11 protein-coding genes, 1 tRNA gene and 2 pseudogenes are annotated in these 16,210 nt (G+C 74.0%); 5 read left to right on the top strand and 9 right to left on the bottom strand.

From position 1 onward, the window contains the following. Nucleotides 1-71: 71 nt before the first annotated feature. Nucleotides 72-1,007: a DMT family transporter gene (locus tag HWY08_RS15975; RefSeq protein WP_176066972.1), complete on the top strand. Its 936-nt coding sequence runs from the start codon at nucleotides 72-74 to the stop codon at nucleotides 1,005-1,007. A 25-nt stretch (nucleotides 1,008-1,032) separates the two neighbouring features. Here the strand turns inward: HWY08_RS15975 and HWY08_RS15970 are convergent, their stop codons facing one another. The 7 genes from HWY08_RS15970 to HWY08_RS15940 form a co-directional block, all read right to left on the bottom strand. Then, nucleotides 1,033-3,612: an efflux RND transporter permease subunit gene (locus tag HWY08_RS15970; RefSeq protein WP_176066970.1), complete on the bottom strand. Its 2,580-nt coding sequence runs from the start codon at nucleotides 3,610-3,612 to the stop codon at nucleotides 1,033-1,035. Nucleotides 3,613-3,810: 198 nt separating this feature from the next. Then, nucleotides 3,811-5,133 (bottom strand): aminotransferase class I/II-fold pyridoxal phosphate-dependent enzyme, encoded by a 1,323-nt coding sequence (locus tag HWY08_RS15965; protein ID WP_176066968.1) that lies wholly within the window; start codon nucleotides 5,131-5,133, stop codon nucleotides 3,811-3,813. A gap of 90 nt (nucleotides 5,134-5,223) precedes the next feature. After that, nucleotides 5,224-5,718 carry a pantetheine-phosphate adenylyltransferase gene (gene coaD / locus HWY08_RS15960; protein ID WP_176066966.1) on the bottom strand — a complete coding sequence of 165 codons (495 nt, stop codon included), beginning with the start codon at nucleotides 5,716-5,718 and terminating at the stop codon, nucleotides 5,224-5,226. A 51-nt stretch (nucleotides 5,719-5,769) separates the two neighbouring features. After that, nucleotides 5,770-6,555 carry a DUF3014 domain-containing protein gene (locus HWY08_RS15955; RefSeq protein ID WP_176066964.1) on the bottom strand — a complete coding sequence of 262 codons (786 nt, stop codon included), beginning with the start codon at nucleotides 6,553-6,555 and terminating at the stop codon, nucleotides 5,770-5,772. A gap of 22 nt (nucleotides 6,556-6,577) precedes the next feature. Further along, nucleotides 6,578-7,114 (bottom strand): 16S rRNA (guanine(966)-N(2))-methyltransferase RsmD, encoded by a 537-nt coding sequence (gene rsmD / locus HWY08_RS15950; protein ID WP_176066962.1) that lies wholly within the window; start codon nucleotides 7,112-7,114, stop codon nucleotides 6,578-6,580. Then, a complete protein-coding gene (locus HWY08_RS15945) occupies nucleotides 7,111-8,052 on the bottom strand; it encodes a hypothetical protein (RefSeq protein ID WP_176066960.1) in 942 nt (313 codons plus the stop codon). The genes rsmD and HWY08_RS15945 overlap by 4 nt, the downstream gene beginning before the upstream one ends. Before the next feature lie 129 nt (nucleotides 8,053-8,181). Further along, nucleotides 8,182-9,156: a cation diffusion facilitator family transporter gene (locus HWY08_RS15940; protein WP_176066958.1), complete on the bottom strand. Its 975-nt coding sequence runs from the start codon at nucleotides 9,154-9,156 to the stop codon at nucleotides 8,182-8,184. A gap of 76 nt (nucleotides 9,157-9,232) precedes the next feature. Here HWY08_RS15940 and HWY08_RS15935 point away from each other — a divergent pair, with 76 nt between their 5' ends. After that, on the top strand, nucleotides 9,233-10,129 hold the full coding sequence (locus HWY08_RS15935) for an alpha/beta fold hydrolase (RefSeq protein WP_176066956.1): 897 nt from the start codon (nucleotides 9,233-9,235) through the stop codon (nucleotides 10,127-10,129). Then, on the top strand, nucleotides 10,126-13,227 hold the full coding sequence (locus HWY08_RS15930) for a BamA/TamA family outer membrane protein (RefSeq protein WP_176066954.1): 3,102 nt from the start codon (nucleotides 10,126-10,128) through the stop codon (nucleotides 13,225-13,227). The genes HWY08_RS15935 and HWY08_RS15930 overlap by 4 nt, the downstream gene beginning before the upstream one ends. Here HWY08_RS15930 and HWY08_RS15925 read toward each other — a convergent pair. Next, a complete protein-coding gene (locus HWY08_RS15925; protein ID WP_176066952.1) occupies nucleotides 13,224-13,535 on the bottom strand; it encodes a translation initiation factor IF-2 in 312 nt (103 codons plus the stop codon). The genes HWY08_RS15930 and HWY08_RS15925 overlap by 4 nt on opposite strands. 106 nt (nucleotides 13,536-13,641) lie before the next feature. Between HWY08_RS15925 and HWY08_RS15920 the strand changes: the two genes are divergently transcribed. Next, nucleotides 13,642-13,717: transfer RNA gene (locus HWY08_RS15920), tRNA-Thr, on the top strand. A gap of 256 nt (nucleotides 13,718-13,973) precedes the next feature. On the opposite strand, the pseudogene HWY08_RS15915 reads toward HWY08_RS15920, so the two are convergent. Then, nucleotides 13,974-15,075, bottom strand: a pseudogene (locus HWY08_RS15915) (IS3 family transposase). A 95-nt stretch (nucleotides 15,076-15,170) separates the two neighbouring features. Between HWY08_RS15915 and HWY08_RS15910 the strand changes: the two are divergent. Continuing rightward, nucleotides 15,171-16,205, top strand: a pseudogene (locus tag HWY08_RS15910) (transposase); the annotation flags it as partial. Between the last annotated feature and the right edge of the window lie 5 nt (nucleotides 16,206-16,210).

The raw sequence follows: 16,210 nt of genomic DNA, 5'->3' as shown, positions 1-16,210 counted from the left end.
GTCCGCGCGCGCTCCGCGCGCCCGCGATTCGCTCGACAGGCCGCCTGCCGCCGGGCTAGAGCCCACCCCCCATGCGCCCCGCCGCCGGACCGCCCCCAGCCGCCCCCCCGCGCGGCGACGCCGGCGCGGGCCCCTCGCCCGCCGCCGTCCGCCGCGGCCTGGCCTGGGGGTTCCTGGGCATCCTCACCTTCGCCGGCTCCCTGCCCACCGCGCGGATGGCGGCGCTGCACCTCGACCCGCTCTTCGTGAGCCTGGGCCGGGCGCTCGTGGCGGGGATCCTCTCGGCGCTCCTCCTCACCTGGCGCCGCCCCCGCGCGCCGGCGGGCCTGGAGTGGCGCTGGCTCGCGCTGGTGGTGGGCGGGGTGGTGCTCGGCTTCCCGGTGCTCTCGACGCTCGCCCTGCGCGACATGCCCGCGGCGCACGCCTCGGTCATCCTCGGCACGGCCCCGCTCCTCACCGCCGCGGTGGCGGCGCTCCTCGCGCGCGAGCGGCACGGCCCCGCGTTCTGGGCGGCCTCGGCTGCCGGCTGCGCGCTGGTGGTCGGCTTCGCGCTGTGGCGCGCCGGCGGGGCGGGCGCGCCGCTCCGGCTCTCCCGCGGCGACGCCCTCATGCTGGCCGCGGTCGTCCTGGTCGCGTTCGGCTACGTCGCGGGGGGGAAGGCGGCGCGCACGCTGGGCAGCTGGCAGACCATCTCCTGGGCGCTCGTCCTCGCCCTGCCGCTCTTGCCCTGGCCGGTGTGGGCCACGCGCCCCCACGGCCCGGTGCCCGCGTCGAGCTGGGCCGCCTTCGGGTACCAGAGCCTGGTCAGCATGTTCCTCGGCTTCTTCGCCTGGTATCGCGGCCTGGCGCTGGGCGGCATCGCCCGCGTCGGGCAGGTGCAGCTCCTGCAGCCGTTCCTCAGCCTGGCGCTCTCGGCGCTGCTCCTCGGGGAGGCGGTGCCGCCGGTCCTCTGGATCGTGGCGGCGGCGGTGGTGGGGTGCGTGGCGGTGGCGCGCCGGGCCGCGTGACGGACCGCCCCCGCGCGCCGGCCGCTCACCCCGCCGCGCGCCGGTCGTCCCCGTCGGCCGCGGCCGGCGGATCGTCCTCGCCCAGGATCGCCTCGCCGGGGCGCGCCATCCAGGACTCGCCGGGGAAGAGCTTCGCCAGGGCGGGCAGGAGCACGATCGCGGTGACGAGCGTGGTCAGCTCGCCCAGCATGGCGTACCAGCCGAACGACCGCAGGGCGCGGTTGAACGACAGGATGAGCGACCCGTAGCCGACGATGGTGGTCCAGGAGCACAGGATGACCGCGCCGCCCACCTCCTTCAGCGCGGGCGCGACGTTCCTCCGGGAGACCATGCGCGAGAGGACGTTCGCGCCGTAGTCGACCGCGATCCCGAACGTGATCGGGAAGACGATGAAGTTGAAGAAGTTGATCTTGATGCCGGTCACGGTGGCGAAGCCCGCCATGAGGGCGACGCCCGAGCCGAGCGAGAGCAGGAGGAGCGCGCTCCGCGCCCGGGTCCGGAAGAACACCACCACCAGCGCGCAGACGCACAGGAAGGAGAGGAGCGTGACCCGCGGCCCCTGCCGCTCGATGTCCTCGAGCAGGTCGGCCACCACGATGTCCGCCCCGGCCGCGTCGTACTTCCCCCCGGCCACCGGGACGTCGCGCACGCCCGCGGCGTACGCCCGCAGGTTGGGGCCGAGCTCGAGCTTCGCGTCGCCGCGCGCGCGGACGAACGCGAGCCGCCCGACGGTCCCGTCGCGCTCGCGGTACTGGTCCACGAGCGACGGCGGCCCCTCGTCGTCGCCGAGGAGCCGCTGCTCCGCCAGCTGCGCCCGGATCTCGCGCGCGCGGCGCGCCTGGTCCGCCGGGAGGTGCGCGAGGACGCGATCGGTGAGCCGGTCGCCGAGGTCGCGCAGGATGGCGAGCTTCTCCTCCTGGTGCGAGGGGATCACGGTGGCGACCGTCTCGCAGCTCTCGATGAGCTGCGCGAGCCGCGGCTGCTCCTTCATCCGCTGCCGGAGCGCGTCGCAGTAGGCGTCCGCCCCGTCGCGCGTCGGCAGGAGCGCGATGGCGCCCGCCACCGACGTCCCGAGGGCCTCGCGGGCCCGCGCGTGGTCGCGGCGCAGCTCCTCGCCGCCGGTGGCGTCGTTGGTGAGGTTGTCGAGGTTGCGCTCCATCGCGTTCGGCAGGTGCCAGACGAAGACGGCGAGCGACGCGGCGGTGAGCACCGCGAACCCGGCCGCGATGGCGCGCGGGCGCCGGAGCAGGCGGTCGATGAGCAGGCTGCCGCGGTCCACCGAGGCGGCGGCCGCCGGGGCCCGGTAGGGCCGGAGGCGCTCCAGCGCCGCGAGGAGGGCCGGGATCAGCGCGAAGGTGGCGACCCAGCACAGGAGGACGCCCACCCCGCCGATGAACCCGAAGTGGCGGAAGCCGCGGTTGGTGGCGACGAGCAGCGTGCCGAACGCGACGCTGGTTCCGACCGAGGCGAGGAGCGTGCCCTTGACCGCGGCGCTCGCCCCCTCCTGGCAGGCCTCCTCCAGCGAGGCGCCGCGCCGCCGCAGCTGGCTCACCCGCGCCAGGTAGACGATCCCGTAGTTGACGCCGGTCCCCACCACGATCGAGCCCAGGAAGGCGGTCTGCGTGTTGAGGTACCCGATGACCAGCCAGGTGAGGCCGAAGGTGGCGGCGATCCCGGCCAGCAGCGCACCCGCCAGCGCCAGCACCGGCCGGATCTCGCGGTAGAACGCCACGATCGAGAGCAGCACGAGCGCCATCACGATCGCGAACGAGATGGCCGCGTCCTTCACGATGGACTCGTACTCGGCGAGCAGGATGGCGTAGCTGCCGCCGACCCCGACGTAGAGCCGGTCGGCCTTCAGCTCCGGCTGGTGCCGGTCGATGGTGGCGCGGATCCGGTCGAGCACCACCCGGACCTCGCCCACGCCGAGGCTGGTGCCGGTCGGGCGCAGCAGGATGGTGACCGAGCGCCGATCCGGGTGGACCATGAAGCCGTCCGCGAACCGCTCGAAGCGCTTCGCGACCTGCTCGCGCGGCCCCGGCTTCGTCGGATCGAGGAGGTCCCCGAGTCCCTCCCGCCGCGACAGGTCGAGGCGGAGCTCGCCCGCGGGCAGCGCGTCCTCGTCCTCGCCGAGGAGGTTCATCGCCGGGTTCAGCTTGGCCTTGGCGCTGCCGAGCGCGCCCACGAGGTCGCGCTGCGCCTGCCGGAGCGTGTCCAGGGGCAGGAACATCGGCCAGTGATCGGTGTACCAGCGCTCGACCGGCCGCACGTCCGACTCGACCGCGCGGATGACGTCCGGGCGCAGGGCGCGGAAGTCCTCGGTCAGCTTCACCGCCATGGCCTCGGCGCGCGCGAGCCCCCCGGGCCCGTCGAGCGACTCGACCTCGACCAGGATCGTGCCGTCGCCGCCGACGCGCCGGGCGAGCTCCTTCGCGTGGCGCACGCTCGGCACGTCCTCCGGGAGGAGCTCCTCGAAGCTGGAGCGGATCTCGAGGTGGGAGGCGAGCCAGAACGACGCCACGCTCGCCAGCACGGCGCCGGCGAGGAAGACGCGCCAGCGCCGGAGCGAGGCCGCGGTGAGACGGGAGACGAGGTCGAGGCGCATGGTCGGAGCGGTAGGCGAGCGTCGAGGGCGAGCGTTGAACGCGGGAGGCCGGGGACGATCTTCCGCGCGGCCGCGGACGCGGTCGCGCCTCCGGCCTCCCCGACCCTATCGCAGGTCCGGGCGGCGGAGACAACGGCAGAAATTCGGCAGGATCGCTTCGGCTTTCCCGAAGCGTGAAGGTGCAGGGAGGCGCGCGCCCTACTTCCCGCGCACCGCCCGCACCGCCTTGGCCGCGGCCGAGAAGACGTTCGGGATCTGTTGCTCGGTGAGGCAGGAGAAGGCGACCCGCAGCTCGCGCTCGCCGAGCGCGATGGTGCCGACGCCATGGTCCTCGAGGAGGCGCAGGCGCACCGCGTCCGCCCCGGCGCCCTTCACGCGCAAGCACATGAAGTAGCCGCTGTTGAAGGGGTACACGTCCCAGCAGTCGGCGTACTCGGGGCGGCGGCACTCCTGCGCCACCACCTTGGCCCGCCCGCGCAGCACCGCCACCTTCTCCGCCTGCTGGGCGCGGAACTCGGGGTCGCCGAGCGCCTTCAGCACGATGGACTGCGAGGGGTTGGAGATGTTCGAGACGTAGGCGCGGATGAGGCCGGCGGTCTTGTCCTCGAGCGCCTTGTAGGCGGCGGCGGTGCCGTTCTTCACGCCGAAGGTGACGAAGCCGACCCGCAGCCCCCAGACGAACTCCTCCTTGGTGGCGCCGTCGATCTTGATGGCGAGGAGGTTGGGCGAGCTGCGGACGAGCTTCCCGAAGATGGACTCGGTCTGGAGGCCCTCCTCGTAGAACATCCCGTAGTAGGCGTCGTCCACCACCACCACGAGCTTCGTCCCCGCCTCGGCCTCGGCGCCGAGCGCGGCGGCGATGGCGTCGGCCTCGGCGCGGGTGGGGGTGTAGCCGGAGGGGTTGTTCGGGAAGTTGAGGGAGACCACCAGCTTCCGCCCCCGGTGCTTCGCCAGCGCGGTCTTGAAGCCGGCGAGGTTGAAGCCGGTCAGCTTCTCGTCGAAGAAGGGGAAGTAGTTGAACTCGGCCTCGAGCCGCGTCTCCCAGGAGAGGTTGTAGTTCTCCCACATGAGGTCGGGCGTGAGGACCTGGTCGCCCGGGTCGAGGAAGAGGTCGCCCACGAGGCCCAGGCCGTGGGTGAGCGCGTTCGTGACCACCGGGTTCGAGAGCGGGTGGTCGCCCAGCGCCGGCGCCTCGGCGCGCTGCTTCTTCGCCCACAGCGTGCGCAGCTCGGGCTTGCCGTAGCTGGGCGTGTAGTCGAACACCTCGGCCGGCGTGAGCCCCTGGTAGTAGCGGCTGATGCAGGCGAGGTGCATCGGCGCGCCGTTCTCGGTGGCGATGCCGACCGTCGCGTTGGCCGTCTTCGCCTTCTGCTTCGCCTCGGCGCCCTGGGCCAGGATGCCCTTGGCCGGGAAGAAGAAGCGCTTGCCGCGCTCGGAGAGCAGCTCGAGCAGGACCGGGCAGTCCTTGGCGAGGGCGTCGTTGGCGGCCTTCGCGAGCGGGTGGAGGGCGGGGCGGCTCATCGCGTGCGGCTCCTGCGCGCCGGAGGCGCGCGGCGGGGTGGTGGGAGGTCGGCGGAGGAGCGTACCGGATCGGCTCGAAACGACAAGGCCCTACCGGCCGCCCGCCTTCTTGAACTTCCGGTCGAGCGCGGCGAGCACGTTGGGCGGGACGAGCGCCGACACGTCCCCGCCGAAGCGCGCCACCTCGCGGACGAGCCGCGCCGAGACGTAGAAGTAGTCCTCGCCCGTCATGACGAACACGCTGTCGAACTCGGGGTCGAGCTTGCGGTTCATGTTGGCGAGCTGGAACTCGTACTCGAAGTCGGAGACGGCGCGCAGCCCGCGCAGCACGGTGTGGACGCCGCGCTTCTTGGCGTAGTCGACGAGCAGGCCGTCGAAGCTGTCCACCTCGACGCGCGCGTCCGCGCCCACCGCGGCGCGGATGAGCTCCATCCGCTCCTGGAAGGTGAAGAGCGGGTGCTTGTCGGGGTTGTTCGCCACCGCCACCACCAGGCCGTCGAAGATCTTGAGCCCGCGGTGAATGAGCGAGAGGTGGCCGTGCGTGAGGGGGTCGAACGAGCCGGGGTAGATGGCGAGGCGGGGCATGACCGGGCATCCTGACGCGGGACGGGTCGTGAAGCCAGCGTAACCGTCACCCTACCGCGGCGCGTTCCCCGAGGCGCTCATCCCGAGCGCGACCAGCAGCTCGCGCGCCTTCGCCTGCACGATCCTGGCGTTCCGCGGCCCCATGCGCAGGAGGTGCTTCTCGACCGGCCCGAGCGCCTCCAGCCGCTCGTCCGCGAACACGTAGGCGCCCTCCTCCTTGCGGACGGCGATCGGCCCGTCCTTCGCGGGCGCGTCGGCGAGGCGCCGCAGCGCGCGCGCGGTGACCGCGTCGAGATCGGCGCCGGGATAGCCGAGCGCCCGGTAGCCCGCCGCCAGCATGCCGTGCAGGGCGCGGTAGCAGCGCGCCGCCGCGGCCGCGTCGAGGGAGGCCACCACGTCCCCCACGTCGTCGTACCGGTGGTAGGCGGCGGGCGCGATGACCGTCTCGCCGCCCTGCTCCAGCACCGAGAAGGGCCGCTCCGGCGCGAGCGCCCCGAGCTGCGCGCGCGGCGACACGCCCTCGGCCAGGTTGTCCGTCACCACCACCCAGCGGCGGAGGAGGTCGCCCTCCCCGACCCAGCGCCGGAAGAGCGCGTTCCCCGACATGGCCTCGACGAGCGCGCGCTGGTCGGCCGGGCTGGGCGGGGGGGCGTCGGGACCCGCGTCCGGGGCGGCCGCGGACGGCGCGGGCGCGGCGGCCGGCGCGCCGGGCGGCGGGGGCGGCTGCCGCGAGCGCAGCCACCAGCCCAGGGCGCCCGCCCCGGCGATCACGGCCACGAGGAGGACGATCCCCGGCGCCCGGCTCGGGCGGCTCAAGGTGCTCTTCGGCTGCTCCATGCGGACCTCCTGCGCGGGTCGGCTAGCTGGCCCGGTAGATCGAGATGCCGGTGTCGCCGTAAGCGCGCCGGTCGGCCAGCGCGAGCGCAGCGTACCGCTCGGCGGGCGGGCGGCGCGCGTCGTGCTCGGCCACCGCCACCCCGCCCGGCGCGAGCAGCGGCCCGAGCGCCGCCAGCGCCTCCTCGGGCCCGGTCGCGTACGGTGGGTCGAGGAAGGCGAGCGCGAAGGCGCCGCGCGGCAGCCGGGGGAGCGCGGCCATCACCGGCTCGCGCCGCACCTCCACCTGTCCGGCGAAGCCGCACGCCTCGGCGTTGCGGGCGATGGCGGCGGCGGCGGCGCGCTCCTGCTCGACGCACACGGCGCGGGTGCAGCCGCGCGAGAGCGCCTCCAGCGCCAGCGCCCCGCTGCCCGCGTACAGGTCGAGCACCGCGCCGCCGTCGAAGAACTGCCCGAGCAGGTTGAAGACGGCCCCGCGCACCTTGTCGCTCGTGGGGCGCGTCCCGGCGCCGGCCGGCGCGCGCAGCGCGCGGCCCCGCGCGGCGCCCGCCACGATCCTCACCGGCGCACCCCGAGCGCCGCCACCAGCTCGGGGGCGGTGCCCTCGGCGCCCAGCGCCTCGATGAGCGCGGCCGCCTCGGAGTAGGCGAGCGCCTCGATGCGCTCGGCGTCTGAGGCGGCGAGGAGCTGCTCGCCGCGGCCGGGCCCGCGCTCGCGCAGCACGGCCGGCAGGGCGCGCCAGCCCGCGGCGAGCGCCGCCCCGCCGTCCTCGCACAGGCGCAGCCGCCCGCCGCGAAACGCCCCCGCGGCGCCGGAGCCGAGGCCCCCGCGCCGCAGCACCGGGCGATCGAGCGCGCCCGCGAGGGCGTCCATCGCGCCGCGCTGCCGCTGCGCCTCGCCGGGGAGCGCCGCGTCGGCGCAGCGGAGGCCGACCAGGTCGGCGCGAACGCCCCACCCCTCGAACTCCTCCAGGAAGGCGGTGGCCGCGGCCGGGTCGAGCGCGTCGGGCGCGATCACGCACTCCACCGCCAGCTCGCGCTCGGCGGCGACCCCGGCCACCCGCGCCGCCGCCTGGGCTCGGCGCGCCGGCGCGACCGCGGCCACGTCCACCGCGAGGTGCGTCACGCCCGCCTCGACCAGGCGGTGCGCGCCGGCGTGGGCGCGCTCCAGCCCCTCCTCGCCGTCCTCGACCACCACCTCGGCCGAGGCGAAGAAGGGCAGGCGCGGCGCGAGCTCGTCGGCGGCGCGCGCGAGCGCCTCGAACCAGGGCTCCGGCGCGGCGCCGGCGGCGAGCGCCACCCCCACCACCGCCCGCGCCTCCTGCGCCGCCACCAGCGCCGCCCGGGCGACGGCCGGGACCGGCGCCACGAAGAGCGGCAACCCCCGCGCGCGCCCCGCCAGGCCGCGCAGGATGTCGCGGAGCGAGAGCGGGCACGCCTGGCTGCGGGGTGGCAGCCGGTGCACGGCCGCGACGGGGCGGAGCGCGAAGAGGGAGCGCACGGGATGGGTATAGCACGGCGTCCGCGCGCTCTCGCCGCGAGCCGAAACGTCCGAGCGGGAGGTGGCCCCCGCAGCCGAGTGGGGCCTCAGCCAGCTTCGCTGGATGGGGCGGGGGCGGCACGCCCCGCTCTAATGCTGGTGCACGTCGTCCACGTGTGCGTAGTCCACCGACTCGATCTGCAGGGTGGTGTGGTCGATCCCGAACCTGCGGCGCAGCACCGCCTTCACCGAGGTCAGGATGGCGTCGTTCCGCCCCACCGCGTCCACGTGGATGACGAGGTGCGCCGAGAGCGCGTAGAGGCCGCTCGAGATGGTCCAGACGTGGAGGTCGTGGACCGCCACCACGCCCTCCTCGGCGGTGGACATCACCTCGGTGATCTCCTCGACGTCGAGGTGCCGCGGCACCGCCTCCATGAGGATGTCCGAGATCTCGACCACCAGCCTGACCGCGCCCCACAGGATGAGGAGCGCGATGGCGAGCGACAGCACAGGGTCGATCCAGGCGAGGTCCGGCCGGAGCCACATCGCCCCTGCGCCCACCAGCACCGCCAGCGAGGCCACCGCGTCGCCGAGCACGTGCAGGAAGGCGGAGCGGGTGTTGAGGTTGTGGTCGCCGCGCAGCCAGACCAGGATGACGCTGTTGCCGAGCACGCCCACCGTGGCGGTGCCGGCCATGAGCGCGAACCCGATCGGCGGGTGCGGGTGCCGCAGGCGGTCGAGCGCCTCCCAGCCGATCCAGGCGGTGAGCCCGAGCAGCGTCGCCACGTTGATCTGGGCCGCCAGCACCTCCAGGCGGCGGAAGCCGAAGGTGCGTTTCTGGTCGGCCGGGCGCGCGCCGAACTGCACCGCCAGGAGCGCCAGCGCCAGCGCCGCCACGTCGGTGAGCATGTGGCCGGCGTCGGAGATGAGCGCCAGGGAGCCCGAGAGCCACCCGCCGAGCGCCTCGGCCGCCATGATGACGGAGGCGACGCCGAGCGAGACCGCCAGCCGGCGCGCGCTGCCGGCCTCCGACGGGCCGTGCGCCGCGTGGTGGTGGGCGTGGGCGTGCGCGACGTGCGCGTGGTCGTGCCCGTGTGCCGCGTGGTGGTGACTCGCCTCCGCCATGCCTCTCTCCGATTGCCGCGCCCGGCCCCCTGTCCTAACATCCCGCGCCCCCGGGAGCACGCGGCGAGGAGAGTTCGTGGAGAGCTTCGCGACGGCCGCCGACGGGACCCGCATCTGGTGGCGCGCCGCCGGGCGGGGCGCGCCGCCGGTGGTGCTGGTGGACGGGATCGCCTGCGCCGGCTTCATCTGGCGCGACCTCTACCCCCGGCTCGCGGCGCACCGCCGCGTGGCGCACTGGAATTACCGGGGTCACGGCCGGACCGAGCGGCCGAGGGACCTCGCGCGCACCACGCTCGGCGACGCGGTGGACGACCTGCTCGCGGTGATGGACGCGGCCCGGCTGCCGTCGGCGGTGCTGGCCGGCCACTCGGTGGGCGTGCAGGTGTGCCTGGAGGCGCACCGGCGCGCCCCGCGCCGCGTGCGCGGCCTCGTCCTCCTGTGCGGCTCCCCGGGCCGGCCGCTCCACACCTGGCACGGGCGGCCGCTCCTGGAGGCGGTCTTCCCGCTCCTGAAGCAGCTCGTGGTGGAGCGGCCCGCCGAGGCGCGCTGGGTGTTCGAGCACCTCGTGCCGACCCCGGTGGCGCTCGAGCTCGGCCGCTGGTTCGAGGTGAACCGGCACCTCCTCCCCCGCGCCGATCTGCAGCGGTACCTGGACGACGTGGCCGGGATCGACCCGCAGGTGTTCGTGCGCATGCTCGCGAGCGCCGGCCGGCACGACGCGACGCCGCACCTGCCGGCGGTGGACGTCCCGACGCTCATCGTGGCGGGCGAGCGCGACACCTGGACCCCGCTCGAGCGCTCGCGGGCCATGCACGCCGCCATCCCCGGGAGCGAGCTGCTCGTCCTGCCGGACGCCACCCACACCGGGCCGCTCGAGCGCCCGGAGCTGGTCGGCGAGCGGGTGGAGCGGTTCCTCGCCGAGCACGCCGCCCCCGCCCGCCGCCGCGCCCGGCGCGTGCCGTCGCCGCCGTGAGCCTCGCCCGCCCGCGCGCCCTCGCCCTCGCCCGGCTCGCGCCGGGGCTGCTCGCGCTGGCGCTCGCCGCGCCCGCCGCCGCCCAGCCCTACGCCCCCGGCTTGCGCTTTCGCACGATCGCCACCGAGCACTTCCGCGTCCACTTCCACCAGGGCGAGGAGGCGCTGGCCCAGCGGGTGGCGGCGGCGGCCGAGCGCGCCCACGCCCTGCTCGTGCCGGCGCTCGCCGCGGCGCCGCGCGGCGGGACGGAGATCGTCCTCTCCGACGACGCGGACGACGCGAACGGCTCGGCGACGCCGCTGCCCTACGCGACCATCCGCCTCTACGCGGTCCCGCCCGCGCCGCGCTCGGAGCTCGACGACGAGCGCGACTGGGTCGAGGCGCTCGTCACCCACGAGTACGTCCACATCCTGCACCTCGACACCATCGAGGGGCTCCCGCGCGCCTTGAACGAGGTCTTCGGCAAGCTGTGGGCGCCCTCGGGGTTCGCCCCGTCGCTGCTCGTGGAGGGGCTCGCGGTGCTGCACGAGGCGGACGCCGAGGGCGGCGCCGACGGCGGGCGGAACGCGAACGCCATCTTCGACATGTACGCCCGCGCGCTGGCGCTCGAGGGCCCCTTCCCGCGCCTGGAGCAGGCGGTGGCGCAGCCGTTCCTCTGGCCGCGGGGGAACCTCGCCTACCTGCTCGGCGGCCGCTTCTTCGCGTTCCTGCGCGAGCGCTCCGGACCGGCGGCGATCGCCGCCTTCGTGAAGGACCAGGGCTCGCAGCTCTGGCCCTACCGGTTCGACACGCTGTTCGAGCGTCACTTCGGGGCGGACCTCCCCGCGCTCTGGGCCGCCTTCGGCGAGGCGCTGCGCGCGCAGGCGCTGGCCGAGCTGGCCGAGGTGCGCCGCGCGCCGGTGACAGCGCCCGCGCCGCTCACCCGGCGCGGCTCGACGGTGCTCCACCCGCGCTGGCTCCCCGACGGCAGCGGCCTCGTCTACTTCGACGCCGGGACCGAGGAGCGGCCCGGGCTGCGCCTCGTGAGCCGCGACGGGCGCGACGCGGGGCGACTCGCCCACGTGGAGGGGAACGGGACGCTCGCGGTGCGCTCCGCGCGCGAGGCGGTGGTGGCGGCGACCGACGTCTGGCGCGAGTTCGCCACCTACGACGACCTGCGGCTGGTGGACCTCACGACCGGCCGGTGGCGCGCGCTCGGCGACGGCGAGCGGGCCACCGACCCGGACCTGGGGCCGGACGGGGACACGCTCGTCTACGCGGTCCACCTGCCCGGCGGCGAGATGGCGCTCCGGCGCCGGCGGCTCTCCGGCGGGCCGGCGGAGACGATCTTCCAGCGGCCGGGGGTGCAGGTGGGGGCGCCCCGCATCTCCCCCGACGGACGGCGGATCGCGTTCGAGCTCGCCGAGGCGGGACGGCGCGACGTGGCGGTGTGGGAGGACGGGGAGCTCGCGTTCGTGACGGACGACGACGCGATCGACCTCGGGCCGGCGTGGGCGGCGGATGGGGGGATCCTGTACTTCGCGTCGGAGCGGAGCGGGGTTTACGACGTGTATGCGTTCGAGCTCGGGGCGACCTCGACCTCGACCTCGACCGCGACCCCGACCGCGACCCCGACCGCGACCCCGACCGCGACCCCGACCGCGACCTCGACCGCGACTGCGACCGCGACCGCGACCTCGACGGCGACCGCGGATGTGGACTCGACGGCGACCGCGCCGGGGCGGCGGCGCGTCCCGGGCAGGCTCTGGCAGGTGACGAACGTCGAGCTGGGCGCGTTCGAGCCGCAGCCCTCGCCGGACGGGGCGACGCTCGCCTTCGTCTCCTACTCCCGGCGCGGCTACGACCTCGCCTCCATCCCGCTCGACCGCTCCACCTGGCGCGACCCGGCGCCGGCGCGCCCGCGGCCGCTGCGCGGGCCGGAGGCGCCCTCCGCCGCCGCGCCCGCGCCGCTCCCGGACCGGCCCTACCGCGCGCTCGACACCGCCTGGCCCACCTTCTGGCTGCCCGTGCTCGGGATCGACGGCGGCGGCAGCACGCTCGGGGTCCTGACCGGCGGCTCCGACGTGCTCCTGCGCCACGTCTACGTCGCGCAGGGGTGGTACGGCTTCTCGAGCCGGGAGGCGGGCTACGACGTCGCCTACGTGGGGAGCTGGCTCTACCCGCGGCTCACCCTCGGCTCCTCGCGCTACGTCGGCACCACCCCCGGCCTGCGCGAGCTGCTCGAGGAGGACTGGGTCCCGCTCTCGGCCGGGCTCACCTTCACGGACACCCACCTCGACCGCGCCGCCGCGCTCACGCTCGGCTGGCGCGCCCGCCGGCTGCGCGCGCTGGGCGGGACCCCCGTCCTCGACGAGGCCGGCGTCGCCGCCTACCGCGACGGCACCGCCAGCGAGTGGTCGGCGCGCCTCGTCGCCACCGACGCCCGCCGCTTCGTGAGCTCCATCTCGCCCGAGGAGGGTCGCCTCGCGAGCCTGACCCTGCGCGGCGCGGACCAGGCGCTCGGCGGCAGCTTCACCTACGCCAGCGCGCACGCCTCCCTCACGCAGTACCTCGGGCTGGGAGGACACGTCGCGCTGGCGGTGCGCGGCGCGCTCGGGATCGCGCGCGGCACCGTCGGCGGGCGCCAGCCGTTCACGCTCGGCGGGGTGCCCTCGCCCGACGTGGTCGGCCTCGCCCTGCAGCCCATCCTGGGCGGCGTGGTCGTGCCCGGCGACACCCTGCGCGGCTACCCCGGGGGCGTGCTGGTGGGATCGACGGTCGAGAACGCCAACCTGGAGCTGCGCTTCCCGCTCGCGACCCTGGAGCACGGGCACGCCGCCTGGCCGCTCCAGCTGCGCCGGCTGCACGGCGCGCTCTTCGTCGACGCCGGGAACGCGGTCCCCGCCCCGCCCAGCGGCGGCGCGGGCTTCGGAGCGCTCCGCGACCTCCGGTTCGGCGCGGGCGGCGAGCTGCGGGCCGAGGTGGTGCTCGGCTACTACCTGCGCACCGACCTGCGCCTCGGCGTCGCCCGCGGGCTCGGCCGGCTGCTCGCCGCGGGCGCGCCGTCGGACGGGCTGGCGGGGACGCAGGTGTACCTGACCCTCGGGCCCAGCCTCTAGGCGTGCGCCTCGCGCCGCCCGCGCAGGGCCGCGGCCATGCGGAAGGGCGCGCTGACGAGCGTGCGGGCGAGCTTCAGGCTGTCGGTGACGAGGTCGGCGACGATGGCCGAGAGCGGCTCCGGCCGCGCCGCCTCCCGCCGCTCGTGCTCCGCCTCCTGGAGCTGATGCACCTTCGCCCGCTCGGCCGCCCGGCCGGCCGCGGAGCCGGTGTCGTCGCCGATGTGGACCTTCCCCCGCGCGCTGCGGCGCAGCTCCGCGCGCTGCTGCCCCAGCGCCGCCTTCGAGTCGAACCGTCGGACGTTGGCCATGCCGAACGATAGTGACTCGCTGCGGCAAGCGGAGCCCCCGAGCCCCCCACGACCGCGCCGACCCGCTTGCGACCCGGGCTCCCCGATGCTAAAAAGCGCCCGCTTCGCCGACATAGCTCAGCTGGTAGAGCAACTGATTCGTAATCAGTAGGTCCCCAGTTCAATTCTGGGTGTCGGCTCCAAAATCCAACATAACGCCAGGGGGTTACGGGATACCGTGACCCCCTCTTCGTTCTGCGGCGCGCCGGGGGTGACCCCCGGGGTGTACCGGGCGGCCCTTAGTACTCCTTAAGTTCGAACGTTCGGCACTCAGCCGGCGAGTGGTCCGTATCCATCTTCGCGATCACGTTCGTGACCTGCCCCCCGAAAACTAGACGGATCTGAGTGCCAGTCCTCTACTGACTTGACCTGCCCCCAGAAGCTGGACGGAACTTCACCTTAGGAAACTTCACCTAAAGCATGAGTCTCCGTCCTGACCTGATTGGCGAACTCGTTCGGCGTCAGGTCGCCAAGCGAGCCGTGAGGCCTGTTCTGGTTGTAGTCCCGCCGCCAGGTCTCGAGCTTCTGGCGGGCATCAAGTAACCCGATAAAGAGCTCACCGTTCAACAGCTCGTCCCGCAGGCGACCGTTGAAGCTCTCGATGAACGCGTTCTCGATGGGCTTACCCGGCCGGATGAATTGCAGCTGCACGCCGCGGCGGTAGGCCCACGAGTCCATCGCCTTCGAGTACCGTTGTCGACCGTGATCGCCTTCGGGTAGCCGCGCTGGCTTGCGAGTACGTCGAGGAGGTCCGCGACGCGCGTGCCGGTGAGCGAGAAGTCGGCTGCGAGCAACGGGCACTCCCGGGTGAAGGTGTCGACGACGGTGAGGATCCGGAACGGCCGCCCGTCGTCGAGGGTGTCGCGCATGAAGTCCATGCTCCACCGCTCGTTCGGGGACGTCGGCGCCGGCAAGATCACGCGGAGGTGGCTGGCTCTCTTCTTCCGCTTCTTCGTCCGGACCCCCAGGCCTTCCATGCGGTACAGCCGGTACACGCGTTTTTGGTTCACGGTCCAGCCCTCGCGCCGCAGCATGGTATGGAGCCGGCGGTACCCGAACCGCCGGCGCGCCTCCGCGACCTCGCGCAGGCGCATCCGGAGCGCCGTCGTGTCCTTCGCCTTGCTCCGCCAGTACCAGGTCGACCTACCCAGCTTCACGAGCCCGCAGGCTCGGGTCGTGCTGACGCCGAAGCGCTGCACCAGGTACTCGACCCGGCGCCGCCCGGCCGCGGGCTTCATATCTTTCGGGTGAGGACCTCCTGCAGCATGTGCTTGTCGAGCGTGAGGTCGGCGACGAGCTGCTTCAGCCGCCGGTTCTCGTCCTCGAGCTGCTTCACGCGCCGCATCTCGGCGACGCCCATCCCAGCGTACTTCTTCTTCCAGGCGTAGTAGGTCGGCTCGCTGATCCCTAGCTTCCTGCAGAGCTCCGCGACCGGCACACCGGCATCCACCTGCCGCAGCGCGTTCGAGATCTGCTCCTCCGCGAACCTCGACTTCCGCATCGGCGACTCCCTTTTCTGAGGGACTCAGCCAAGCGAAGTTCTAAAGCTCATTTCCGTCCAGTTTTCGGGGGGCAGGTCATGACTGTGGAGGACGGATGCGGAAGAGCAAATTCACCGAGGAGCAGATCATCCGGGCCCTGCAGGAAGTCGACGCAGGCGCCATGGTCCAGGACGTGATCCGGAAGATGGGAGTCACCGAGACGACCTTCTACCGGTGGAAGTCGAAGTACGGCGGCCTGGAGGTCAGCGACGCCAAGCGGCTCAAGGCGCTCGAGATGAGAACCGGCGGCTGAAGACGATGGTCGCCGACCAGGCCCTGGACATCCAAGGGCTGAAGCACCTTCTCGGAAAACAATGGTAGGGCCTGCCGCGTCGTCGGGCTCGCGCCGGCGACGTACTACTACCGCGCACGGCGCCCGGAGCGGCTAGAGCTCCGGGAGAAGCTGCGGACGTTCGCGGCCCAGCGGCCACGCTGGGGCTATCGGCGCCTCCACGTCCTCCTGCAGCGTGACGGGCACGAGGTGAACCACAAGCTCGTCTTCAGGCTGTACCGCGCGGAAGGCTTGGCAGTCAGGCGGAAGAAGCGGAAGCGCATCGCGGCGTCGGTCCGGGTGCTGCCGCCGCCGACGGTGCGCCCGCGCCAGCAGTGGACGATGGACTTCACCCAGGACTCGCTGGCGAACGGGCACCAGTTCAGGACCCTCAACCTCGTCGACACGTTCACCCGCGAGTGCCTCGCCATCGAGGTCGACCACTCGCTGCCGGCTGCCCGCGTCGTGCGCGTCCTCGAGCGGCTGGTCGAGGTGCACGGCCAGCCCGAGGTGATCCGCGTCGACAACGGGACCGAGTTCACGAGCCACTTGGTCGACGCGTGGGCGTACGAACGCGGCATCAAGCTCGACTTCATCTGCCCCGGCAAGCCGACCGAGAACGGGCACATCGAGAGCTTCAATGGCAAATTCAGAGACGAGTGCCTGAACGAGAACTGGTTCCTGCACCTGGACGACGCGCGCAGGAAGATCGAGGCATACCGGATCGACTACAACGAGGTCCGCCCGCACAGCTCGCTGGACAATATGACGCCAATGCAGTTCGCTAGCAGTACGACCGGACTGGCACAGCTAGCCGTCTGAAG

The organism is Anaeromyxobacter diazotrophicus, from assembly GCF_013340205.1.
GTDB lineage: Bacteria > Myxococcota > Myxococcia > Myxococcales > Anaeromyxobacteraceae > Anaeromyxobacter_A > Anaeromyxobacter_A diazotrophicus.
Note: the sequence above shows the minus strand (reverse complement) of the source record. Positions and strands in the feature narration are given on the sequence as shown.